16 protein-coding genes are annotated in these 23,625 nt (G+C 48.2%); 7 read left to right on the top strand and 9 right to left on the bottom strand.

Annotation, left to right across the window (positions count from 1 at the left end; all coding sequences use genetic code 11):
• Positions 1–62: 62 nt before the first annotated feature.
• From EPO18_RS11500 to EPO18_RS11485, 4 genes are all read right to left on the bottom strand, one after another.
• The gene (locus EPO18_RS11500; RefSeq protein ID WP_292433512.1) at positions 63–1,373 is read right to left on the bottom strand and encodes a YihY/virulence factor BrkB family protein; all 1,311 of its coding nucleotides are present in this window, start codon (positions 1,371–1,373) and stop codon (positions 63–65) included.
• A 505-nt stretch (positions 1,374–1,878) separates the two neighbouring features.
• Positions 1,879–2,583, bottom strand: a complete 705-nt coding sequence (locus tag EPO18_RS11495; RefSeq protein ID WP_292433511.1) for a TMEM165/GDT1 family protein — start codon at positions 2,581–2,583, stop codon at positions 1,879–1,881.
• A 60-nt stretch (positions 2,584–2,643) separates the two neighbouring features.
• Positions 2,644–3,594: a ZIP family metal transporter gene (locus EPO18_RS11490; protein WP_292433510.1), complete on the bottom strand. Its 951-nt coding sequence runs from the start codon at positions 3,592–3,594 to the stop codon at positions 2,644–2,646.
• A gap of 170 nt (positions 3,595–3,764) precedes the next feature.
• Positions 3,765–3,953 (bottom strand): hypothetical protein, encoded by a 189-nt coding sequence (locus EPO18_RS11485; protein ID WP_292433509.1) that lies wholly within the window; start codon positions 3,951–3,953, stop codon positions 3,765–3,767.
• A gap of 387 nt (positions 3,954–4,340) precedes the next feature.
• On the opposite strand from EPO18_RS11485, the gene EPO18_RS11480 reads away from it, so the two are divergent.
• On the top strand, positions 4,341–6,647 hold the full coding sequence (locus EPO18_RS11480) for a TonB-dependent receptor (protein WP_292433508.1): 2,307 nt from the start codon (positions 4,341–4,343) through the stop codon (positions 6,645–6,647).
• A gap of 713 nt (positions 6,648–7,360) precedes the next feature.
• Here EPO18_RS11480 and EPO18_RS11475 read toward each other — a convergent pair.
• The 5 genes from EPO18_RS11475 to EPO18_RS11455 all read right to left on the bottom strand — a co-directional run bounded on the left by EPO18_RS11475 (position 7,361) and on the right by EPO18_RS11455 (position 12,382).
• Entirely contained in the window at positions 7,361–8,818 is a 1,458-nt protein-coding gene (locus EPO18_RS11475) for a beta-barrel assembly-enhancing protease (protein WP_292433507.1), read from the bottom strand.
• A 117-nt stretch (positions 8,819–8,935) separates the two neighbouring features.
• A complete protein-coding gene (locus EPO18_RS11470) occupies positions 8,936–9,913 on the bottom strand; it encodes a sensor domain-containing diguanylate cyclase (protein ID WP_292433506.1) in 978 nt (325 codons plus the stop codon).
• Complete coding sequence (locus tag EPO18_RS11465) at positions 9,910–10,524, bottom strand: chemotaxis protein CheX (protein WP_292433505.1); 615 nt, start codon at positions 10,522–10,524, stop codon at positions 9,910–9,912. Before EPO18_RS11465 ends, EPO18_RS11470 begins: the two co-directional genes overlap by 4 nt.
• Positions 10,521–10,904, bottom strand: coding sequence for a response regulator transcription factor (locus EPO18_RS11460; RefSeq protein WP_292433504.1), 384 nt, complete (start codon positions 10,902–10,904; stop codon positions 10,521–10,523). The genes EPO18_RS11465 and EPO18_RS11460 overlap by 4 nt, the downstream gene beginning before the upstream one ends.
• Before the next feature lie 197 nt (positions 10,905–11,101).
• Positions 11,102–12,382, bottom strand: a complete 1,281-nt coding sequence (locus EPO18_RS11455; protein ID WP_292433503.1) for an alginate export family protein — start codon at positions 12,380–12,382, stop codon at positions 11,102–11,104.
• 179 nt (positions 12,383–12,561) lie between these two features.
• Between EPO18_RS11455 and EPO18_RS11450 the strand changes: the two genes are divergently transcribed.
• From EPO18_RS11450 to nirK, 6 genes are all read left to right on the top strand, one after another.
• On the top strand, positions 12,562–15,237 hold the full coding sequence (locus EPO18_RS11450) for a nitrate/nitrite transporter (RefSeq protein WP_292433502.1): 2,676 nt from the start codon (positions 12,562–12,564) through the stop codon (positions 15,235–15,237).
• A gap of 100 nt (positions 15,238–15,337) precedes the next feature.
• The gene (locus EPO18_RS11445; RefSeq protein ID WP_292433501.1) at positions 15,338–19,132 is read left to right on the top strand and encodes a nitrate reductase subunit alpha; all 3,795 of its coding nucleotides are present in this window, start codon (positions 15,338–15,340) and stop codon (positions 19,130–19,132) included.
• Entirely contained in the window at positions 19,129–20,691 is a 1,563-nt protein-coding gene (gene narH, locus EPO18_RS11440) for a nitrate reductase subunit beta (RefSeq protein ID WP_292433500.1), read from the top strand. The genes EPO18_RS11445 and narH overlap by 4 nt, the downstream gene beginning before the upstream one ends.
• Before the next feature lie 119 nt (positions 20,692–20,810).
• A complete protein-coding gene (gene narJ / locus EPO18_RS11435; protein WP_292433499.1) occupies positions 20,811–21,515 on the top strand; it encodes a nitrate reductase molybdenum cofactor assembly chaperone in 705 nt (234 codons plus the stop codon).
• Positions 21,516–21,527: 12 nt separating this feature from the next.
• Positions 21,528–22,205: a respiratory nitrate reductase subunit gamma gene (gene narI / locus EPO18_RS11430; RefSeq protein WP_292433498.1), complete on the top strand. Its 678-nt coding sequence runs from the start codon at positions 21,528–21,530 to the stop codon at positions 22,203–22,205.
• 99 nt (positions 22,206–22,304) lie between these two features.
• Entirely contained in the window at positions 22,305–23,504 is a 1,200-nt protein-coding gene (nirK, locus tag EPO18_RS11425) for a copper-containing nitrite reductase (protein ID WP_292433497.1), read from the top strand.
• The last annotated feature ends 121 nt before the right edge of the window (positions 23,505–23,625 follow it).

Genomic DNA, 23,625 nt, shown 5'->3' with positions numbered 1-23,625 from the left:
TAATAGTTAGCCGATTGAAGCCGTTACAATATTCTATCGCATCGGTTCAACATGACTGACTGCTAGATATCTTTCAATAAATGATCTTGTTCGGAGGTTTCGATCATTTTTCTGAAACTATTGACGGCATTCATAAGCAGCTGATCCTGATCAATACCCGGTAAATGGTTTTGCCCACACTGTTCCAATGCATTAACAACGTAAGAAATAGTGAGTCTATTGACATCGACAGCAGGCTGATAGATCTCATACTCGTCCTGGTTTTTAAACTCGACAATAATATGGCTTGCCATTAACTTTAATAAAATCGATTGAATAATGGCTATCGGTATACCCAAATTTTTAGCTATTTGGGCTGCGGTTAAGGGATTATTTAGAGGAATGAAATTTTTAATAATCAAATGAGTGACTTGGAGTGCAATGACTTTTTTCATGGAAAAGCTTAAGTTAGAAAACTCGCTACTGTGCCGATAATTTTCATAATTCTGTAAAAAAAAAGCTATTTCACAACCGAATAAAACAATCATCCAGCCGATTTGTAACCAGACAACAAATAACGGTAATGCTGCAAAACTGCCATAAATTGCATTATAAGTTGATACGCCGATCTGCAATCTTAGATAAGTCCACTGCACAAAAGTATACATAATAGCTGTAACTAGACCGGCAATTATGCCGGCCTTGTAATTGATTTTATGGTTAGGCATAAAAACAAACGTGAAGGCAAATAGTCCTGTCATAAGTACCAAAGGCAGTAAACTTAGCGCCCTAATAACCAGCCACACACCAATTTCTGGCAGCTGAATAGCGTTTATTAACCAAGTTAGCTGTGTTTGGAGGAAGACTGTAATGCTGCCGGAAGTTATTAATATAATTGGAGCTAAAAACATTAGAGATAAATAATCGCTGAATTTACGGCCTATTGATCTACCTTGTTCTATTTTCCAAATGTAGTTAAATGAATCTTCAATATCGTTAATTACTTTTATAATGGTCCAAAGCAAAATAATAATACCAGTCCCGGCAACAACCTCTCCTTGAGCACTTTCCAGTAGATTTTGTGCAAAATTGATTAATTGTAATACCATAGTTTCCTGGCTAGGTATTTGTTCGATTAGTCGTTGTTTCATCATTTTTTCAAGGCCGAAACCCTTGGCAATACCAAACAGCATCGCGATGATGGGCACTATCGACAACAGGGTATAAAGTGTTAATGCTGTTGCTCGTAGCGAACACAAATCACGGGAGAAGCCTTGGACGGATAACATTATTATTTTTATCAATTTGATTATTTTTGCTTTAAACGGCGGAAGTTTCTCTTCGTGTAACAGCCATATATCGTCTTTAATAAAATTGATTATGTTGAGTTCCATAGATTGATTTTATGCTTTTGAATTAAGAATAATTATCTTTAAACAGGTGAGCTAGTTTAAAAAATACGCCTGGGTAATATGTTATCCAGCCGTTTGTTCTCAATAATCTTAGTAAATGCAACAATATTTTGTCGCAATTTTAGGAGTCATAGATAATTTTGAGCAAACTATGAGTATAGGGCTGATTAGCTACCGACATTGACGAAGACTCCTCTCCATGCCGTCGCGATATGCAAACCGGGCGAGTAGCTTTATAAAGTTGATTAATGGTTGCCTGCCAATTACATATCGTATTTTAAAGTATGGGAAAGAGCAGAGCCAAACATCGCAAGCAACACCAAGTGTGAGGCGCTGGGGTTACTTACTTGATACAAGGGTTATCTATTGCGGGATTTGTTCGCAATCAAGCATATAGTGCAGGTTATTGGAGGTACTAATAAACTCCGGCATTGGTTATTGCAAGTTTGCACGGATCTTGAAAATTCGCCGGCAGTCATTTTGACTTTCAGCCTAGATAGCCGACATAAGCCCGATAGCCTGCAAAAACAGAGAGTATCAGGAAAATAGTTCCGCTGATCTTGTGCAATAACGCTAAAGGAACTTTCTGCAAAATAGTGCGACCAGCCAGAATTCCCAAGGCGGATGTTGATGCTAATGCTGCTGTGGAACCGAACCATACGGCAATAGGTGCAGCAGTGCTGCTTAGACCAACAACAGCAAGCTGGGTTTTGTCACCGAATTCAGCCATTGTAATCAATAAAAAAGTGGTGAAGAAAATGCCGTGACCGCTTTTTTCCTTGATTTCATTATTTTCATCTTCCATTTCTACTCTTAAGGAATGGACGCCGAAGGCGGCAAACAGGAAGGCGACAATTGTTGCGACGATATGCTCCGGCAACCAGCTGGCAATGGCGACGCCAAAAACAACGGCCAGCGTATTTAAAAAGGCAAAAGCCGAAATCGCTCCCAATAAAATCGGCATGGCTCTGTGCCGGGATGCCAGTGTCATGCATACCAGTTGACTTTTATCGCCGATTTCAGCCGCTGCTATCAGGACAAAACTGGTTATTGCCGTGGCCGATATTTCGGCAAAATTGTCGCCGTTCAGCAACGATAAAAACTGTCGAAAAGAACCTTGAAAATTTTCGAAAATACCTGTTGCGCTCAGTGAGGTTATAAAATGTTGTAAATAGCTTTGAATATGATCCATTTTGTTTCCTGAGAACGATTTTTTCCTGCGTATACTGAAAACACAAGTAATAGATGGGCATTAACCCAGCATATTGTCCAAGGTCATCATAATGATGAAGCCGATCATCAATGCAAATGTGGCATAGCGCGAACGGCCGTCGGAATGGGTTTCGGGAATAATTTCTTCGCTGATCACGAAGAGCATGGCTCCGGCGGCAAAGCCCATGGCTATCGGCAGAATAGGCTGAAAGAGGGTGACCATGGTAATGCCGAGCAGGCCGCCCACAGGCTCCACCAGACCTGTTATAGTCGCAATACCTACGGCTCGCCACTTGTTGTAACCCAGTCCGACCAAGGGCAGGGCTACGGCCAGACCTTCGGGGATATTTTGCAAGGCTATCGCGATAGCCAGAACCACGCCGTCTTTCATTTCCCCGGAGCCAAAACTGACACCGACAGACATGCCTTCAGGAAAGTTGTGAATGGTGATCGCAATGATGAACAGCCAGATTTTTTTTAGGGAAGTCAAGTTTGTGTCGGAAATCGAACCAAAATGCACATGGGGTAGTTGACGATCGGCATAATGCAGAAACAGGGCGCCTATCAACATGCCCATCGAAACGATATAAATGCCTTTACCGGGCCAGATCTGGTTGCCGTATGTCATACCGGGAACCAATAGGGAAAATGCGGTCGCGGCCAGCATGACGCCGGCAGCAGCGCCAAGCAAGCTGTTGAACAGGTTTTTGGAAATGTCTTTGAAAAACAAGGCAGGTAAGGCGCCAAGGCCTGTAGCCAGACCAGCAAGGATACTGGCCAAAAAACCGATAACAACAATCCGTCCGAAAATTAAATACAAGCTGCCGAATATCACCAATTGCGACAACAGGAACAGTCCGGCTATTGTCGCCCAACGTTTTTGCGGCGGCATAGCCAGTAAATTTTGATAGCTTTCGTTGGATTTTAATGCGGTTACTTGGTCTTCAAAATAGCGTTGCAATTTAGTTACAGTCTTTGTTGTTAAAGTCATAAGATTTACCCGCATCAGCTTGTCTTGGAATGTAAGTGAGCCATTATAACCAAATACCTATAGCTTGGGTTTGTTTGTGGCGGATATGTGAATAAACCTACGGCAATTTTTCCCGGCAGAGCCTATTTTGGGAACTCTGACTCCAATATTTTAGGGACTTACAAGTGCGGTCAAAAATGAATCATTAAGCAGCCTCCTTGAGGAGACGAAATAAGGATGATGTCGCCGTATTGCGGATGCTTGATACATTTGGCAGCAATGATCCCCTCGTGTTCAATCCTTTCAATCTCATCGTAAATATCTTCGGATATTTCAACGTATTTCTGTATTGATAAGGGCGTTATCTTTGCGTCTTTCATTTGGATGGACTCCTGTTGATTCGATGAGAGATCGGATAGTAAATAGTGCTGACTTACTTTTGTGCCTGCCATATTCGCTTTTAAATGTCAAACTAGCGCGAAGAAATTCTTTTTCAGGGCTATTGTTTTGTAATCAATGACTTACTTCAATGAAAGCGGTTGTTTTATTTGAAGCTAAGTAATAAGTTAGATTAAGGAATAAAATGAAAATGTGTAATAGCGCGCATATTTCAAGGTAATGCTGGCTATAAACAAAAATACTGTGTCCATGAGCTCATATCGGAGCCGGACTTTCAACATCTGGGAATATTTCCTTTTCTTCGCTGCTGCCTAGTGCCGATATGTTGGTTTGGCTATCATAGCGGCACTAAACTTTGGAGTTGAAGAATGAGAAAAATTATGTGTGCGATACTTCCGCTAGGCTTGGCAGCGGGTGTCGTGTCAGCTAAAGACCAACCCCTGGATCTGGGTATCATCGATGTTGTTGGCGTTACACCGTTACAGAGTAATGGGGTTGCCGCAAGTAAAATACCGGCCAATATCCAAACCGTTTCTTCCGAACAGCTTGAAAAATCTCAAAGCATCACTCTGGCGGATTACATCAGCCGCTATCTGGGTAGCGTGCACATCAATGAAGCACAAAACAATCCGTTGCAACCGGACATTTCTTACCGCGGTTTTGTCGCTTCACCGCTGTTGGGATTGCCGCAAGGGTTATCCACCTATGTTAACGGCGTCCGGTTTAACGAACCGTTTGGCGACACGGTTAATTGGGATTTGATTCCTGAAGGGGCGATTGATTCGATGGCTTTATATCCAGGGTCAAACCCGGTTTATGGATTGAACAGTTTGGGTGGCGCTATATCAATCAAGACCAAGACAGGGTTTTCCGCGCCCAATCATGAGTTGGAAGTCTACGGCGGCTCATGGGACAGGCATTCGGAGGAATTAAGCAGCGGTTGGAATAACGGTACTTGGGGTTATTTTTTAGACCTGCATCACTTTGAGGAAGACGGTTGGCGGGATTTTTCGCCGACCAAGGCCGATCAGGCATTTGGCACTCTGAGCTGGCGCGGCGATAAAGGTTCTTTAGACCTGACCTTGGGCGGCAACGATAATAATATGAAAGGTAACGGAGCCGCGCCGATCCAGTTGCAGCAACAAAACCGGGCGGCAGTATTTACCCATCCCGACCAGACCGTCACTCGGATGTTCTTTTCCGAGCTAGCAGGCAGTTACGATTTGGCTGATGACGTTGAAGTGAGCGGTAATGCCTATTTTCGGCAAAATAGAATCCAAACCTTTAACGGCGATAACAGCAATTATGCAGCCTGCGCCGCCGATCCGACATTGCTGTGCGATCAGGATGAGGCAATTGTTACCGATATAAACAGTAATCAGGTGCTTGCCGACAATTCGGTTTTAGGCGCAACCAACAACACCAGCCAAACCTATATGCGCAGCCGTGGAGGCACGTTGCAGACGGCGTTTGCCCAGGACTTGTTCAAGCATAAAAACAACCTGACGGTAGGCACCAGTTACGATTATGCCGAGGTGCATTTCGGTTCGGACACCGAGCTGGGCTCGCTGACCGATACCCGAGGCACAACGCAAAGCGGTATTTTTGTCGATGAGTCCAAGGTTCGTCTGCACACCAACAGCTCAACGGTGGGCGTGTTCCTGACTGACAGTTTTTCCATTACCGATGACCTGACTGCGACCGTAGCCGGGCGTTATAACTATAGTCATATCAACATGGAAGATAAATATATAAAAGATCCTTTAAAAACTCTGGATGGGGCGCATACCTTTGAGCGGCTTAATCCTTCCGCGGGCTTGACTTATCAAATCCGGGATAACCTGAATGTGTATGGCAGCTATAGCGAGTCGGCTCGAGCCCCCACTCCGATGGAATTAAGCTGCGCTGATCCGACTGCACCGTGTAAATTACCCAATTCTTTCGTATCCGATCCCCCTCTGCAACAGATAGTCGCAAAAAGCTGGGAGGGCGGTTTTAGGGGCGATTTGGATAAGCTGTTAGGCAAAGGCGATTTAAAATGGAATCTAGGCTATTTCAACACCATCAATCATAACGACATTATTTTTCGCCGCGATGCCTCCAGCGGCATTATCAGCCAGGGTTATTTCAGCAACGTGGGCAAGACTCGCCGCTACGGTATCGAGGCAGCGACAACCGTTAACTATCCGCAATTATTCAGCCGGTTTGACGACTGGCATTTTTCTACCAACTACACCTATTTAAACGCTAGGTACATGGATGGTTTCGATATTCAAAATCCGCTGAACCCTGCTCAGGCGATTCCCGTTGTCAACGGAGACAGAATTCCCGGTATTCCCGAGCATATCTATAAGGCCAATCTGAGTGTCGATTTATGGAAGCGCGTGTCGGTAGGCGTTGACGGCACCTATAGCGGCAATAAATATTTCAGGGGCGACGAGGCCAATACCACTGCACCGTTAAGCGGTTATTGGCTGTTCAATGCCACGGCGGAATATAAGGTGACCAAGAATTTTGCCGTATTCGGCAAGGTCAATAACATCTTCGACAAGAACTATAACTCTTTCGGCGTTTATGGGCAGGCAAACGAAGTATTACCGGGCTTTGACGATGGCCGGTTTGTATCGCCGGGGGCGCCTAGGGCGGGCTGGATTGGGGTAAGGTTGAGTATATAAGGGGATTTATTCGTCTTTCGAGCTGGGTTCCTGCGCGGTGCGCTCACGGTTATGCGCAACTCTGTCCAAGAGTCGTTATCACGGGAAATAGGAATCCAGCGCCATGAGCGGGTAAATTTCGAACCAAGCCGGACGGGGCATGTTGTTCCATTCGAAACGCCCTGCCTGTTGAGAGCGTTGCGAGTTAGACCTTCCAGGTTTTTAAAACCTGGAAGGTCTGCTACCGGCATGCTCCGTAGATGTCTGTGTATAAAAATGGGCGCAGCGTGTGGGAACGAGGAGTCAGGACGACGAGTTGTTGTAAATCATTGGTCAAGGTTACATTTGCCGATATTCTTTGGCAAAGCCGTCGCGTTTCTACAGGCAATAAAAAGCCCGCATAAAGCGGGCGTGTTGAGTGCTGTTATTATTGTTATTAAGTTGTAATGTGTACAACTTGACCCAAGCAGTGTCACTTATTTTATTATTATTATCAGCTAGTCTAAAAGACTACTCCCCCTCTTAGTCGGTAATTAAACCGGGCTTACTCCCTTAAGCCGGTGAAATTCTATTCAAATGAATCCTCATTGTCTATTTAAAAATGAGGTTTATCGAGAAAAATTTAATTGCCCTAAAAATGCATAACAAATACAGTTTGTTATAGAGTTTTAGATGTTCCTTATGAATAAAATGACAGGCAAGTAGTGCTTTTTGTTCAGCTGCCGTTCAGACTTTTACCGGTTGCGTCTGGCCTCTTCTTCCTCATTGATAAAAAAGTTGAGCCGATCATTAAGAATAGAAGATAGCTGAAAATTAAGACCTTTGGATTTTTGAGCCAGCTTTATTTGCAGGATTGCATCCTTGGTTTGTCCTGTCGCATAGTAGTATTCTGCGAGATAACGATGAGATTCGGCAGGTTGATTTAAATCGCTATAAACTTGAGCCAACAGTTGCGAATAAATCGGTTGTTGCTGGGTTTTTGACTTTAGCTGAAATAAGTTTTTCCGCGCTTGTTCTGCGTTACCCGCTTTTAACAGAGAGGTAATATATTCAAGCTTAATGGCCTCGTTATCCGGAAATTGCTCAGTCAGTTTTTTATATCGGGCAAGCGCTGTGCTGTAATTTTTAGATTCCAGTGCAGTGCGGGCTAATGCTGCGACATATTGCGCCTGATTTGGATATTCTTTGCTCAGTTGTTGAAAAATGGTTTCCGCGTCATTGAATTTTTGCGAATTAAGCGCAGACAGCCCAAGCCCGTAGCGGGCAACGACGCGTTGCTCAGTGGTGCCTTGAGTTAATCGGGATTGAAAATATTTAAGTGTTTCGGTTTCGTCAGTGTCGGTTAGCACCCGAATTTTTGCTTTAGTTAACTGATAGCCGAGCGAGTCCGGATATTGTTTGTAAGGATAGGTTTCAGCGCGTCCGCGGGTATCTGAAATACGTGAGGCAGTTACCGGGTGGGTTCTTAAAAACTCAGGAATATTCTGTCCATAATAGCGGCTGGATTGCTGCAGGCGTTCGAAAAAAGTGGGCATGCTGCGTGGGTCATATTGGGAGCCCGCCAAGGTCTGCATGCCGACGCGGTCGGCCTCAGCCTCATTCTCGCGGGTAAAATCGATTTGAAACTGTACGTTGCCGGCCTGAATGGCTACGATCGCGGCTTGACCAAGAGCCGGAGACTGGGTGCCCAATAAAATAGCGGCCAGGGTTGCTGCGGCCGTGGGGATCGATAAGCGGCTGGAGGCTTCATAAGCGCGGTACAAATGGCGTTGGGTAACGTGGGCAATTTCGTGCGCCATCACCGATGCCAGTTCGCTTTCGGCTTCGGTGACTAAAATTAGTCCGGAATTCACGCCAATATAGCCGCCAGGTCCTGCAAAAGCGTTGATATCTTTTTCCATTACCACAAAAAAATGGAACGGATTGCTGGGTGCGTCGCTATTGATGACTAGCTTTTCACCGATAGTCTGAATGTATTGCTGAATTTCAGCGTCCTGATTAATGGAAACTTGCGAATGCAGACTGCGGAAAAATGCTTCGCCAAACTCTTTTTCTTCGGCGGGCGTAATCAAGGTTCCGGAAGAATCGCCCATGTCGGGCAATTCGATTTTGGTAATTTCAACAGCCTGCTGCGGAGCGGAGCAGAGCGCAAGAGTTAAAGCCAGGGTAATAGCGGAAGGTTTGAATTTCATACGATGCGGCTGAATAAAATTTAACTGGGTTTTAATCGGATCGTTAGCGTCTCATTTATCATATTTTGTCCGTTTTTGATCTTGAGTTTTATCCGGTGGATGTGACGATAGACGAATCTATTGTTGCAGATATTCTTCGGCTTCGCAAAGCGGGAGAGAAATGCACTGATTGCGGCCTTTTAGTTTGGCTTGATAGAGTGCTGCGTCAGCTTTGTTCAACAAGTTACTGTCATTTTCCGGAATGCCGGTGCAAACGCCGACGCTAATGGTTATCTGATTGAATGGCGCAGCTTTCATATGCGGAATTGCCAGGTTAAAAGCGGCGTTTCTTAGTTTTTCAGCAAATTGTTCGGCGACTTTTTTAGGTAGATGCGGCATTACCAGAACGAATTCTTCTCCACCATAACGTGCAACTATGTCGGTGGCGCGGGAAAGTTGCGATTTTAATGCGACCGCGACTTGCTTTATTACAGTATCGCCGGCTACGTGTCCGTAAAAATCGTTGTAGGATTTAAAAAAATCTATGTCGACCATGAAGATGGATAAAGGATGTTTTTGCCTTTTGGCATCGGCTACAGCCATTTCGTAATGCGCATCGAAAAATCTGCGATTGCAGATATCAGTCAGGCCGTCTGTTATCGCTTCTTTTTTCAGGATTTCAGAATGAGAGCGTAGTATTTTTTCCCGCTTGATTGAAGTGCTGGAATCCGTTACCTGGATCAGGCAGCATGATTCATTAAGGTTTGACTGAATGGGCGTGATGCTGATCGATTGATACATCCTGGTCTGTTGCTGATTTACCTCGGATGCGTGATACAGTGGCAGCGGCGTGCGGTGCAGGGCCGTGGACAAAACTACAGGCAGTCTGTATGTTAAGGTATTATTGAGCGCAGTCAGGAATGCAGGCGATATAGGTTCCGGGAATACGTTTTCGAGTTGATGATTAAGGGCATCGGCTTCTTGAATGCCGCTATGTTTGGAAATCCAGTTATTCCAGAGCAATACCTTACCAACGGCATCGACAACAATTATTCCGAGATTAAGCGCATTGAATATGTCTTCCATGTCAAAACGTTTTGCTGAAATTTCACTCATGAAAACCTTCCAATAAATTGATCGACATGAGCAACAAGATTAGTCAACGATGCGGAACTTAACAGAAACACGAGATTGCCTGCTGTGTGCCGCTTTTCGATTGTTAAATCGATATGTAATATCATGACATAGGGTTGGTTTGCATCCTCTTTGAGCCGATGTAATATTTCGTCGGCTGATGCTACAGTGTAATCGGGTAAAGAGCTTTCCAAGGTAAAATTGAATATATCGGCCATCGCAGACAGGCAGGCATTTAAAATGATATTGCCTAGTTCGCACATGGCTTCGTGCTCAAATTCTGCGAGCTCTTCAAGACTCATCTGCGACCCCATCATGTCGCTAACGATTTTTAATGCTTGATCTTCGGTAAATAAAAGTACGGCCTCAGCATTAAATGGGCCGCTAAAATGTTGATTTACTGCGCCGAACCGTCCGCTGTTCAGCGATAATGTTGTTGAGTTAATGTCTTCTGAGTTAACGACTTGCACAGAAGGAACGGAAATGCGCACTTCGTCGCCAACAATCTCGCTTAGGCTTAACGCTGCACGCCCTGCGCCGATGCTAAATACTTCTGCCAGGGCGTCAAGATGAAGGTCGCTGAGATGGTTCATTCTGAATCTTTAAAATGGTTTAGCGTCAGAGCGATTGATTTTTCCGTGACCGGTTTTGCAACTAATATAGTTCCCAGCGAATGGGCGCGGACTTGGTGTGTTTCTTGGATGTTTGCCGTGAAAATAACGATTTTTACTGACGGGTGTTGGGACAGTATCTGTTCCGCTGCATCGGTTCCTGAAATACCCGGCATGTTAATGTCCATGGTGCAGTAGTCGGGGAGCTCACTATCGACAAGGGCAATAGCCTCTTCGCCGCAGGCTGCTTCAGAAATTATCCATTCGGGATGTCGGGCAAGAATATGTGTGCGGATTAACATTCTCGATACTTTGCTATCATCGACGATCAAAAGCTTTTTTATTGAACTGTCTGCAAACATGATGGATTTCGACCTAGTTTAAACTCGCAATATTTTACATGAAAAGATAAAAGCCGCGAAGCTATCCGATCCTTTAGGCTATAGGATATAAGCTTTTCTATTAATTGGGCTGCTTGGTTTTGTAGAAGGTTGCAACGGACTGAAGTAACATGAATAGTTAGTTACTTCAGTCCAAGTTGTTGCCAATGCGGATTTCGTTAGAAGTTAAGATTTCCTTGTACCCATATTTTTTGAGTATCGGTGGAATATCTATCTGCATCGTAATTAGCATATTTAGCTAACAATGAGTAATGTTTGCCGAATTTTTTGACGGCCTGAAAATCCCATTCTTTGCCGTAATGCACGCGCCCGGTATCATCGGTAAAGTCATGATAAATACCTGATAATACAAGGCTGTCATTGTCCATGAATTTTGCTGTTACGGTGCCGAACACATCGCGGATACCGTCATTAGGCGTGACCAGGAATAAATCCGCCCAGCCTTGGAACGCATGGTTGGTGCCCAGCGGCGTATTAAAAGTCTTATTTAGGCCGGAGCCGTCAAGCTGCTCCATAGCGCCTTGGAAGCTGAAGTTATAGGCAGTAAAGCCGCCCATCACATTATAGCGGTTGGCTTCGTATTGAACCGGGCTATGCTGGTAGTCTTTTTGAATGCTCCATTCGGCCGTGTAAAGCAGGCTGTAGTGATCATAGAATTTTTTTGGTTTGTCGCTATTAATAAAGCGTAAGCCGTAAGTCTGGCTCGATTTTTGGTAGTTTTCCAGTTCGGTATAATCGAGCCAATAGCCGTAACCGATCAAGTTGCCGTAGCCGCCGAGATTATAGTTGGCGTTGAGTATCGGCGCATTGATGTTCTCGGTTGTGGAGGTGAAGGTTTGTACATTACCGATATAACCGACATTAACAACCAGATTTTTAAGTGATTGATTAGTGATTAACACTGAATCAAATGTTGTTTCCAACTGTCTCCAGCCCACGTTGCCGATAAAACGGTCATCGTCAAACTTGATGCGTTGCCGCCCGCCTTTAATAACCGTATCGGGAACGCCCGCATAACTGATCCACATCTGGTTGAGTTCATTGTAACCGGGGTCCGCGACAATTGAATATCCGGGTTTATTGCCTCGGCCATTATTGTAATCCGATTGCAATACATGGGTGCCTTCGTATTCCACATAGCCTTGCAAGCCGTGAAATACAGGTGAAAGCAAGCCTAAGCGGGTGCGTATGGTGTTGGCATTAGCAGTTTTTGGTTGTAATGCGGCAGGCACACCATTAAGCGTTGGAGTAGGAACGACATCCTGATTAACATTTTCATAGCGATAATTAGTGTCGATCTTGACTGCTCCGTCATTACCGAACTTAAGCGCATCTTCAATTGATTTGGTTGCATCGGCGGATACATGGCTACTGGCAGCAGCTAGTGAAAGCAGTGCTACAGATAAAGCACCTAGTGAGTTTTTTTGTTGCTGCGGCATGACGCCCCCTTTATTTTTATAATTGAAACAGCAATTCAGTATAGCACTATTTGTTATTTTTCATGCATATATGAGTATTTTAAATAAATAAGTTGAGGTTGTATTTTATGGTGTTGCCTGTCATGTGTTTTATGTTAGTGTATGGGCTTATAACAATAAAAACAAAAGGATGAAATACCGTGTCTGACATTAATTCCTCCCAACAAAAACGTGCGCTTACCTTGAGCACGGTGGCATTCACCGTTTGCTTTGCGGTATGGACTATTTTTTCTATCATCGGTCTGCAAATCCAGAAAGACTTACAGTTAAGCGAGACCGAATTCGGCCTGCTGGTCGGCACACCGATACTTTCAGGTTCATTAATCCGCTTGATGCTGGGCATTTGGAGCGACCAGTACGGCGGACGCATCGTTTATGCGTCGGTAATGGTGACGGCCGCTATTGCCACTTTGCTGCTAACCCTTGCTGAGACCTATACCATGTTCTTAGTGGCTGCGCTCGGTATCGGCGTTGCCGGCGGTTCGTTTGCTGTGGGCATTGCTTATGTCTCGCGTTGGTACCCTAAAGAGAAGCAAGGCACGGCGTTAGGTATTTTCGGACTCGGCAACGTCGGCGCTGCGGTGACCAAATTCATTGCGCCTTTTGTGATGGTCGCGTTCGGGTGGCATGCCGTAGCGCAAATATGGGCGGCGGGTTTGTTGTTGATGGCGGCAATATTCTGGTTTCTTACCGCCGATGAGCCGATGCTTAAACAGCGCCGCGAAGCAGGCGTTAAACCCGAGTCGTTTTTAAAACAACTGGAACCGCTAAAGGATATGCGGGTTTGGCGGTTTTCATTGTATTACTTCTGTGTGTTCGGAGCCTTTGTTGCCTTGGCGTTGTGGTTGCCGCGTTATCTGGTCGGAGCTTACGGTTTCGATATTAAATCGGCCGGTATGTTGGCTGCGGCGTATTCGATTTTCGCCAGCCTGTTTCGTGCACTGGGCGGCTGGTTGTCCGACCGCTACGGTGCGCGTTTATTGATGTATTGGACATTTATTGTCGCCACTATTTGTACATTCTTCCTGTCCTATCCTCCTACCGATTACATTGTGCACGGTATTAAGGGCGATATTACGTTCAGTTTAGCGATTCAACCGACAGGTTTCATCTTCTTGGTCGCCGTGCTGGGCCTGTTTATGTCATTCGGCAAGGCGGCGGTTTATAAACATATTCCGGTTTATTATCCCGATAATGTCGGTGCTGTCGGCGGCGCGGTGGGCATGATCGGCGGCTTAGGCGGCTTTTTATTGCCGTTGACCTTCGGTATGTTGAACGATTTAACCGGGATCTGGAGCAGCTGCTTTATGCTGCTGTTTGTATTGATGACAACTGCGCTGACCTGGATGCATTTTTCTATTGTGCGGATGGAACGTCGCGTGGTGCCTGAATTGGCCAAAATATCGAAAGATCTGCACGAACTGAGCCATCCGGCACCGCTGGTGCTCACAGATTGGAATCCCGAAGATAAAAGTTTTTGGGAAAAGACCGGCAAGCGTATTGCGACCCGTAACCTGTGGATCAGTATCCCCGCATTGTTGCTGGCTTTTGCGGTCTGGATGGTGTGGAGCGTCGTGGTGATTAACCTGCCCAGCATCGGCTTTAAATACACTACTAACCAATTATTCTGGCTGGCGGCATTGCCAGGCTTATCGGGGGCTACTTTACGGATTTTCTATTCTTTTATGGTGCCTATTTTCGGCGGCCGCCGCTGGACGACGATCAGTACCGCCTCGTTGTTGTTGCCATCGTTATGGATAGGTTTCGCGGTGCAAAATCCTGAAACGCCCTATGTATTAATGGTAGTATTGGCTTTATTATGTGGTTTTGGAGGTGGCAATTTTGCTTCCAGTATGGCGAATATCAGCTTTTTTTATCCTCAAGCTCAAAAAGGTACAGCTCTGGGTTTGAATGCCGGTTTAGGCAATTTGGGCGTCAGTACCGTACAGTTCGTAGTACCTTTGGTTATTGCAGCGGGCGTATTCGGTGCATTGGGCGGCGATCCGCAAGTGTGGGTTAAAGACGGGATTACCAAGTCCATTTGGTTGCAGAACGCCGGTTTTATCTGGGTGCCGTTTATCATCGCAACCAGCATCGCAGCGTGGTTCGGCATGAATGATATAGCCTCCGCCAAAGCATCGTTCAAAGAACAATCGATCATTTTCAAGCGTAGACATAACTGGCTGATGTGCTGGCTTTATACCGGAACATTCGGCTCGTTTATCGGCTACGCGGCTGGTTTCCCGATGTTGATCAAAATCCTGTTTCCCGACATCAACCCGACTGAGTACGCCTTTTTGGGGCCGCTGGTTGGCGCGTTAATCAGACCGGTCGGCGGTTGGCTGGCTGACAAGCTGGGCGGAGCGCAGGTGACGTTATGGAATTTCGTTATCATGGTTTGCGCGGTGTTCGGCGTATTGCATTTCATGCCTTCGGCGGGTAATGCCGGCGATTTCTGGGGCTTTTTTGCGATGTTCATGCTGTTGTTTATCACCACCGGCATAGGTAACGGTTCTACGTTCCGCATGATTCCGGTTATCTTTATGACCGAACGCTTATGTGCGGCAAAAGGGCAGGGCGAAGAAGCGATTGCCAAAGCAAAAAAAGATGCGGCAAAAGAAGCGGCAGCGGTGCTGGGATTTAGCTCAGCGATTGCCGCTTACGGCGCGTTTTTTATTCCCAAAAGTTACGGTACGGCGATCAGCATGACCGGTGCTCCCGATGCGGCGCTGTATTGTTTTATTGCGTTTTATCTGGCGTGTATCGGCATCACTTGGTGGTTTTATGCGCGTAAAACGGCGGCTATGCCTTGTTAAAATGACGTAGGGGCAAATCCCTTGTGGTTGCCCCAACAAAACAAACGCCAAACACTAAGGGCAACCACAAGGGATTGCCCTACATATATAGGTAAATCTTATGAGCCATTTCCTGGACCGCTTACTGTTTTTCAAGAAAAAAGTAGATACCTTCTCCGGTAATCACGGTGTGGTGACCAATGAAGATCGAAGCTGGGAGAACAGCTACCGATCGCGCTGGCAACACGACAAAATCGTGCGATCCACGCACGGCGTCAATTGCACGGGTTCTTGCAGTTGGAAAATCTACGTTAAAAACGGACTGGTGACCTGGGAAACCCAGCAAACCGATTACCCGCGCACCCGTCCCGATCTGCCCAATCATGAACCACGCGGCTGTCCTCGCGGCGCAAGTTATTCCTGGTATTTATACAGCGCCAACCGCCTTAAATATCCGCTGATACGCGGCCGCTTGGTCAGATTATGGCGAGAGGCCAGACTGACTTTAGACCCGGTTGATGCCTGGGCGTCGATAGTCGAAGATCCGGCCAAAACCGCAGAATACAAATCAGTACGCGGCTTGGGCGGTTTGGTTCGGGCCAATTGGGAGGAAGTCAACGAAATCATCGCAGCCGCCAATATTTACACGGCCAAAACCTTCGGCCCCGACCGGATTATCGGCTTTTCTCCAATCCCGGCAATGTCGATGGTGTCTTATGCGGCCGGTAGCCGTTATCTGTCGCTGATCGGCGGAGTCAGCATGAGTTTTTACGACTGGTATTGCGATTTGCCGCCTTCATCGCCGCAAACCTGGGGCGAGCAAACCGACGTGCCCGAATCGGCGGACTGGTATAACGCAGGATTCTTGATGCTGTGGGGATCGAATGTGCCGCAAACCCGCACTCCCGACGCCCATTTCATGACCGAAGCCCGCTATAAAGGCGCGAAAATCGTAGTCGTAAGCTCCGATTATTCGGAAGCGAGCAAGTTTGCCGACCTGTGGCTGCATCCGAAGCAAGGCACCGATGCCGCGTTGGCGATGGCGATAGGCCATGTGATTCTCAAGGAATTCCATGTCGAGCGGCAAAGCCCATATTTTAATCAATATGTGCGTGAAAATACCGATTTGCCGTTTCTGGTTATGCTGAAGGAACAAGACGGCTGCTATGTGCAAGACCGGTTTTTCAGGGCCTCGGACTTTTTAGGCCAGTTGGGGCAAGACAACAACCCCGACTGGAAAACCGTCGCCTATGATGAAATCAACGGCCACATAGTTCCGCCATGCGGTTCTATCGGTTTCCGCTGGGGCGAAAGCGGGCATTGGAACATCGAACAAAAAACCGTAGACAATCAGGAAGTGCGTTTGCGCTTGAGCTTGATCGATATTAAAGACGATGTCGCCAGCGTCGGCTTTCCGTATTTCGGCGGTTCCGAGCATCCACACTTCACCCATTCCGCCCATGATGCGATTCAAAAGCGAAATGTGCCGGTTAAAAAAATCACCTTGGCCGACGGTACCGAGGTATGGGCGACTACGGTATTCGATCTGCTGGTCGCCAATTACGGCATAGATCGCGGCTTGGGTGGCGGTAGTGTCGCTGCGTCTTATGATGAAGATGTGCCGTATACACCCGCGTGGCAGGAAAAAATCACCGGCGTTAAACGGCAAAATGTGATTGCAGTAGCGCGGGAATTTGCGAGAAACGCCGAAAAAACCCAAGGCCGCTCAATGGTTATTCTGGGTGCGGGCATCAATCACTGGTATCACATGGACATGAACTACCGCGGCATCATGAACATGCTGATGCTGTGCGGTTGCGTCGGGCAGTCCGGCGGCGGTTGGGCGCATTATGTCGGACAGGAAAAACTGCGCCCGCAAACCGGCTGGCTGCCGCTGGCGTTCGGCCTGGATTGGAAGCGTCCGCCACGCCAAATGAACAGCACCTCGTTTTTTTATAATCACACCAGCCAATGGCGTTACGAAAAACTCAAAGTTAACGAAATTTTATCGCCGCTGGCAAAGCCGAAAGACTGGCAGGGCAGCCTGATCGATTTTAACGTACGTTCCGAGCGCATGGGCTGGTTGCCGTCCGCGCCGCAATTGCAAACCAACCCGTTGCAGGTGGTCAGGGATGCGGAAAAAGCTAAAAAAGACCCGATTGAATATGTCGTAAAATCGCTCAAAAGCGGCAAACTGAAGATGTCCTGCGAAGATCCTGACAACCCGCAAAACTTTCCGCGTAATATGTTTGTATGGCGCTCCAATTTGCTGGGTTCCTCCGGCAAAGGCCACGAATACTTTCTGAAATATCTGCTGGGTACGCAACACGGCTTGCAGGGCAAGGATTTGGGCGATAGCGGCGACAAGCCTTCGGAAGTCGAATGGCACGATACCGCCGCAGAAGGCAAACTCGATTTACTGGTCACGCTGGATTTTCGGATGTCCACGACCTGCTTGTATTCGGACATTATTTTGCCGACCGCAACCTGGTACGAGAAAAACGACCTGAATACTTCGGATATGCACCCGTTCATCCATCCCTTGTCCAAGGCCGTTGACCCGGCTTGGGAGTCGCGTTCCGATTGGGACATTTACAAAGGCATCGCCAAAAAATTCTCGGAATTGACCGTAGGGCATTTGGGCGTGGAAAAAGATATAGTCGCCGTGCCGATCCTGCATGACACACCGGCAGAGCTGGCCCAGCCGCTGGAAGTCAAAGACTGGAAGAAAAAGCAATGCGACCCGATTCCCGGTAAAACCATGCCGACGCTGGTGGTGGTCGAGCGCGATTACCCGAACACCTACAAGATGTATACCTCGCTGGGCCCGTTGATGAGCAAAATCGGCAACGGCGGTAAAGGGATAAGCTGGAACACCGAGACCGAAGTCAAGCAACTGGGCGAGTTGAACCGGCTGGTGACCGATGAAGGCATCAGCAAAGGCCTGCCGCGTATCGAATCCGATATCGATGCGACCGAAGTCATCCTGATGCTGGCGCCGGAAACCAACGGCCATGTCGCGGTTAAAGCCTGGGATGCCCTAAGCAAAGCCACCGGGCGTGATCACACCCATCTGGCGCGGCCGCGCGAAGACGACAAAATCCGTTTCCACGATGTGCAGGCGCAGCCGCGCAAGATTATCTCGTCGCCGACCTGGAGCGGCCTGGAATCCGAGCATGTCTGCTACAACGCCTGTTACACTAATGTCCACGAGCGGATTCCGTGGCGCACGCTGACCGGACGCCAGCAGTTTTACCAGGATCATAGCTGGATGCGGGCGTTCGGCGAGACTTTGTGCGTCTATAAACCGCCTGTCGATACCCGCTCCATTGCGCCGATTCTGGGGCAAAAGCCCAACGGCAATGACGAGCTGGTATTGAACTTCATTACCCCGCACCAGAAATGGGGCATACACAGCACTTACACTGACAACTTGCTGATGCTGACTTTGTCGCGCGGCGGGCCGATTGTATGGATGGGCGAAATCGATGCGGCGAAAGTCGGCATTAAGGACAACGATTGGATCGAAGCTTATAACGTCAACGGCGCGCTGGTCGCTCGGGCGGTCGTCAGCCAGCGTGTTCCCGAAGGCATGTGCATGATGTATCACGCCCAGGAAAAGATCGTCAATGTGCCGGGTTCGGAAACGACCGGCGCGCGCGGCGGCATCCATAACTCGGTGACTCGAGCGACGCTTAAACCGACGCACATGATCGGCGGTTACGCCCAGCAAAGTTACGGCTTTAACTATTACGGCACGGTGGGATCGAATCGCGACGAGTTTGTGATTGTGCGCAAGATGAGCAAAGTGGATTGGTTGGAAGAGCAAATCCCCCCTAACCCCCCTTTTTCAAAGGGGGGTGACGAAGTTGGTGGTATTTCAACTGAGCAAGCTGCATCGGGAGACGAACAATGAAAATTCGCGCACAAATAGGCATGGTGCTAAACCTGGACAAGTGCATCGGCTGTCACACTTGCTCCATTACTTGCAAAAACGTCTGGACTTCGCGTAAAGGGGTTGAATATGCGTGGTTTAATAATGTCGAAACCAAGCCGGGCGTAGGTTTTCCGCAGCAGTGGGAAAACCAGGATAAATGGAACGGCGGCTGGGTGCGTAAAATCAACGGCAAGATAGAACCGCGCCAAGGCGGCAAGCGCCAGATATTACGCAACATTTTCGGCAACCCCGATTTGCCTGCAATCGACGATTATTACGAACCGTTCGATTTCGATTACCAGCATTTACATACTGCCAAGGAATCCAAAACGCCGCCGACTGCGCGTCCTTATTCGGTCATTACCGGCGAGCGCATCGAAAAAATCGAAGGCGGCCCGAACTGGGAGGAAATCCTCGGCACCGAGTTTTCATCACGTTCGCGCGATACCAACTTCGACAACATCCAAAAAGACATGTACGGTGAATTTGAAAACACCTTCATGATGTATTTGCCGAGGTTGTGCGAGCACTGTCTTAACCCGACCTGCGTTGCGGCCTGCCCCAGCGGCTCGATCTACAAGCGCGAAGAAGACGGCATTGTGCTGATCGATCAGGACAAATGCCGCGGCTGGCGGATGTGCGTTTCCGCCTGTCCATACAAAAAAATCTATTACAACTGGGAAACCGGGAAATCGGAAAAGTGCACGTTCTGCTACCCGCGTATCGAAGCCGGGGAGCCTACGGTGTGTTCTGAAACCTGCGTCGGGCGGATTCGTTATCTAGGCGTATTGCTGTACGACGCCGACCGTATCGAAGAGGCGGCCAGTTGCGAGAACGAACAGGATTTGTATCAACAACAGCTAGGTGTTTTCCTAGATCCTTTCGATGAAGAAGTCATAGCCGATGCACGAGCAGCTGGTATCCCCGAATCCTGGTTAACAGCAGCAAAAGAGTCGCCGGTTTATAAAATGGCGATAGACTGGAAAGTCGCGTTTCCATTGCATCCCGAGTTCCGCACCTTGCCGATGGTTTGGTATGTGCCGCCGCTATCGCCGATTCAATCGGCGGCGGAAAGCGACCAAATCGGTATGGATGGCGATATTCCCGATGTGCGTTCATTGCGTATTCCGGTGCAGTATTTGGCCAACTTACTGACAGCAGGTAAAGAGGAGCCCGTCGTGTTGGGACTGGAACGGATGCTGGCGATGCGGGCTTATATGCGCAGCCTTACCGTCGATGGCACGGCCAATACCGAGGTATTGGAGAGAGTCGGTTTGACCCAGTTACAGGTTGAAGAAATGTACCGCTACATGGCGATTGCCAATTACGAAGATCGCTTTGTGATTCCAAGCAGTCATCGCGAATACGCAAGCTCAACTTTCGATGCTTACGGCGAGCAAGGCGGCTGCGGATTCAGTTTTGGCAGCGGATGTTCGACGGGCAACAATGATACCAATTTGTTTGGCGGCAACAAGAAGCCGCAACGAACCGGCGGCATTCCGATCAAGATTCCGATTAAAGTCGAACCGGCAAAATAAAGGTATATGTGTCAACTAAAGACAGTTCAGCACGAAGACACGAAGGGCACGAAGAAAGACCAAGTAAAAACTTCGTGTCTTCGTGGTGAGTAAATTAATCTGTTTAGACTTTAAATATTATGCTTACACTAAAAGTTCTATCGCTACTGCTAAGCTATCCCGAAGCCGAGATGCTCGAAGCATTAGACGAAATGGCCTCGGTCGTCGAACAGGAAAACCTGCTACAGGAAAACCATAAAAAATCCGTACTGGCGTTGATCGATTCATATCGCGGCGTAGACCTGCTGAATATTCAAGAGCAGTATGTAGCGCTATTCGACCGGGGACGGTTTTTGTCGCTGCATATATTCGAGCATGTCCACGGCGAATCCCGCGACCGCGGGCAGGCCATGGTTAACCTGCTGCAAATGTACGAAGCGCACGGCTTTGAAATGTCCACCCATGAATTGCCGGACTACATCCCGTTATTTCTGGAGTTCTTATCGCAGCAAGAACAGGCCGAAGCGGTGCAGTTACTGCACGACGCGATGCCGGTGTTAAGTTTGCTGGGCGCACGGCTTACCGAACGCGGCAGCGATTTTCACGTAGTTTTCGATGCTCTGGCAGGTTTCGCAGGTGAACCCGAAGCGTTTAATGAAATCCGCCAACAAGCCTCGACCGAAGGCGAGGATGAAACCCTGGTCAACATGGATGAAATCTGGGAAGAAGAAGCCGTCAGTTTTATGGGAGCAGGGGATGCATGCAAAAGCCAATCCGACGCTGTCAGTCCAATCACAATCACGCCGCGCGATGAATATTTAAAAGCGCAAAACCGTTCTTTTTAGAAGGAGTCAATCGTGGATTATCTCAATACCTTACTATTCGGCTACTACCCTTATATTGCCATCAGCGTATTCTTCATCGGCAGCCTGGCGCGTTACGACCGCGATCAATACACTTGGCGCACAGGTTCCAGCCAATTCCTGCGCGCCGACGAATTAAGACTGGGCAGCAATTTATTTCATATCGGCATCCTGTTGCTGTTTATCGGGCATTTCGTCGGCCTGTTGACGCCGCCTGCGGTTTACCATGCTTTAGGCCTGTCGACCTCGGCCAAACAAATCCTGGCCGTTGTTGCGGGCGGTGTTTTCGGTGGTGTGTGTTTAAAAGGCATCATCATCCTGATACGCCGCCGCCTGACCGATCCCCGGATTCGCGCGACCAGCAGCCGCATGGATATTTTTATTCTGCTTTTGATAGGCGTACAGCTGGCGCTGGGCCTGCTGACCTTGCCCATTTCGCTTTACCATTATGACGGCGCCAATATGTTGCTGCTGGGGGAATGGGCGCAACGCATCGTGACTTTCCGCAGCGGCGCAGCGGATCAAGTCAGCGAGATGGGCATTATCTTCAAATTGCATTTGTTTTTAGGGCAGACCTTGTTTTTGGTTTTTCCTTTCTCCCGGCTGGTGCATGTTTGGAGCGTTCCGCTGGGCTACGTCACGCGCCCTTATCAAGTTGTTCGCAGACGATAAAGGTAGGGCGCGCCGTGCGCGCCTTCTCTGCGACTCTTTGGCGCGCATGGCACGTTCGTTTTAAGTACCGAGCAGTTCCATCACTCAAAAGGCAAAATCATGAACAGATCATCCCGATTGCTATTACTGACAGTAACACTGGGCAGCTTGATTGCCGCCTGCTCCGACGAAGCGCAAAACAAAGCGGAACTTGAAAAATACGCCGCTGCTCAAGCCGAGAAAGCCAGATATAAATCGATACCGGCAGAAGAAAAGGCTGAGCACCTAGGTGGCGGGATGCACCACTCGATGCCGATGCCCTCCGAATCAGCAAATGCTCATCAAAGCGAAATGGACGACATCGGCCGCCGTGCCGATGATTTACCGGCGCCGTTGAACAGAACACAATCTCAGCTGGTCAGCGTCGATCTTTATAGCGATGAAGTGGTTGCCGAAATGATGCCGGGCGTTAGCTATGAATACTGGACTTATAACGGCAAGGTGCCGGGGCCGTTTATCCGCGTCAGGGCGGGCGATCAGGTGGAAATACATCTGAATCACGGCAAACCGGGTGCTGCGTCTGAAGCCCATAGCGAACACACCTCGACTGAACATGCCGCAGCCGGCCATTCTGCGCACTCCATCGATTTGCACGCAGTAGTCGGCCCCGGTGGCGGCGCACCGTTAACGCAAGTCAAACAGGGCGAAGAAAAAAGTTTCCGCTTTAAAGCCACGCATCCGGGCATTTATGTTTATCACTGCGCCAGCCCGCATACGCCGACCCATATCGCCAACGGCATGTACGGCATGATCCTGGTAGAACCCGAACAGGGCCTGTCCAAAGTCGACCGCGAGTTTTACGTGATGCAGGGCGATTTTTACACCAGCGGCAAGTACGGCGATAAAGGCCTACAAGCGTTTAGCAAGGACAAGATGCTGGCAGAGAAGCCGGAGTATTTCCTGTTCAACGGCAGGGTCAACTCGCTCAGCGGCGAGCGGGCTTTAAAAGCCAAAGTGGGGGAGAAAATCCGCCTGTTTGTCGGCGTCGGGTCGCATGTAGCAGCCAACTTTCATATTATTGGAGCCATTTTTGACAGTCTGTATCCGGAAGGGGCGATCATGAATCCGCCGCTGAAAAACGTCCAGACCACCGTCATAGCTCCAGGTTCCGCGGTGATGATTGAATTTACCGCCGAAGTGCCCGGCAAATACCTGCTGGTCGATCACAGCCTGACACGCGCGATTGATAAGGGCGCGCTGGCCGAACTGGTCATAGAAGGAGCGGCTCAGCCGGAGCTTTATCAACAGGTTGAACATTAATATAGGCCGAGTACATCCATAACCATGTGTTGCTTTACGCGGGACGGAGTGTTCAACTCCGTCCCAAATGTTTTTGTAATACCTATGCTTAATCAACGCCTTACGTTTCGAACGGCGACAT

The organism is Methylobacter sp. (genome assembly GCF_004322395.1).
Classification (GTDB): Bacteria; Pseudomonadota; Gammaproteobacteria; order Methylococcales; family Methylomonadaceae; genus Methylobacter_A.
Note: the sequence above shows the minus strand (reverse complement) of the source record. Positions and strands in the feature narration are given on the sequence as shown.

Coding starts and splice junctions, on each gene's coding strand:
- EPO18_RS11500 (WP_292433512.1), bottom strand. CDS start 1,373: ATGGAACTCAACATAATCAATTTTATTAAAGACGATATATGGCTGTTA.
- EPO18_RS11495 (WP_292433511.1), bottom strand. CDS start 2,583: ATGGATCATATTCAAAGCTATTTACAACATTTTATAACCTCACTGAGC.
- EPO18_RS11490 (WP_292433510.1), bottom strand. CDS start 3,594: ATGACTTTAACAACAAAGACTGTAACTAAATTGCAACGCTATTTTGAA.
- EPO18_RS11485 (WP_292433509.1), bottom strand. CDS start 3,953: ATGAAAGACGCAAAGATAACGCCCTTATCAATACAGAAATACGTTGAA.
- EPO18_RS11480 (WP_292433508.1), top strand. CDS start 4,341: ATGAGAAAAATTATGTGTGCGATACTTCCGCTAGGCTTGGCAGCGGGT.
- EPO18_RS11475 (WP_292433507.1), bottom strand. CDS start 8,818: ATGAAATTCAAACCTTCCGCTATTACCCTGGCTTTAACTCTTGCGCTC.
- EPO18_RS11470 (WP_292433506.1), bottom strand. CDS start 9,913: ATGAGTGAAATTTCAGCAAAACGTTTTGACATGGAAGACATATTCAAT.
- EPO18_RS11465 (WP_292433505.1), bottom strand. CDS start 10,524: ATGAACCATCTCAGCGACCTTCATCTTGACGCCCTGGCAGAAGTATTT.
- EPO18_RS11460 (WP_292433504.1), bottom strand. CDS start 10,904: ATGTTTGCAGACAGTTCAATAAAAAAGCTTTTGATCGTCGATGATAGC.
- EPO18_RS11455 (WP_292433503.1), bottom strand. CDS start 12,382: ATGCCGCAGCAACAAAAAAACTCACTAGGTGCTTTATCTGTAGCACTG.
- EPO18_RS11445 (WP_292433501.1), top strand. CDS start 15,338: ATGAGCCATTTCCTGGACCGCTTACTGTTTTTCAAGAAAAAAGTAGAT.
- narH (WP_292433500.1), top strand. CDS start 19,129: ATGAAAATTCGCGCACAAATAGGCATGGTGCTAAACCTGGACAAGTGC.
- narJ (WP_292433499.1), top strand. CDS start 20,811: ATGCTTACACTAAAAGTTCTATCGCTACTGCTAAGCTATCCCGAAGCC.
- nirK (WP_292433497.1), top strand. CDS start 22,305: ATGAACAGATCATCCCGATTGCTATTACTGACAGTAACACTGGGCAGC.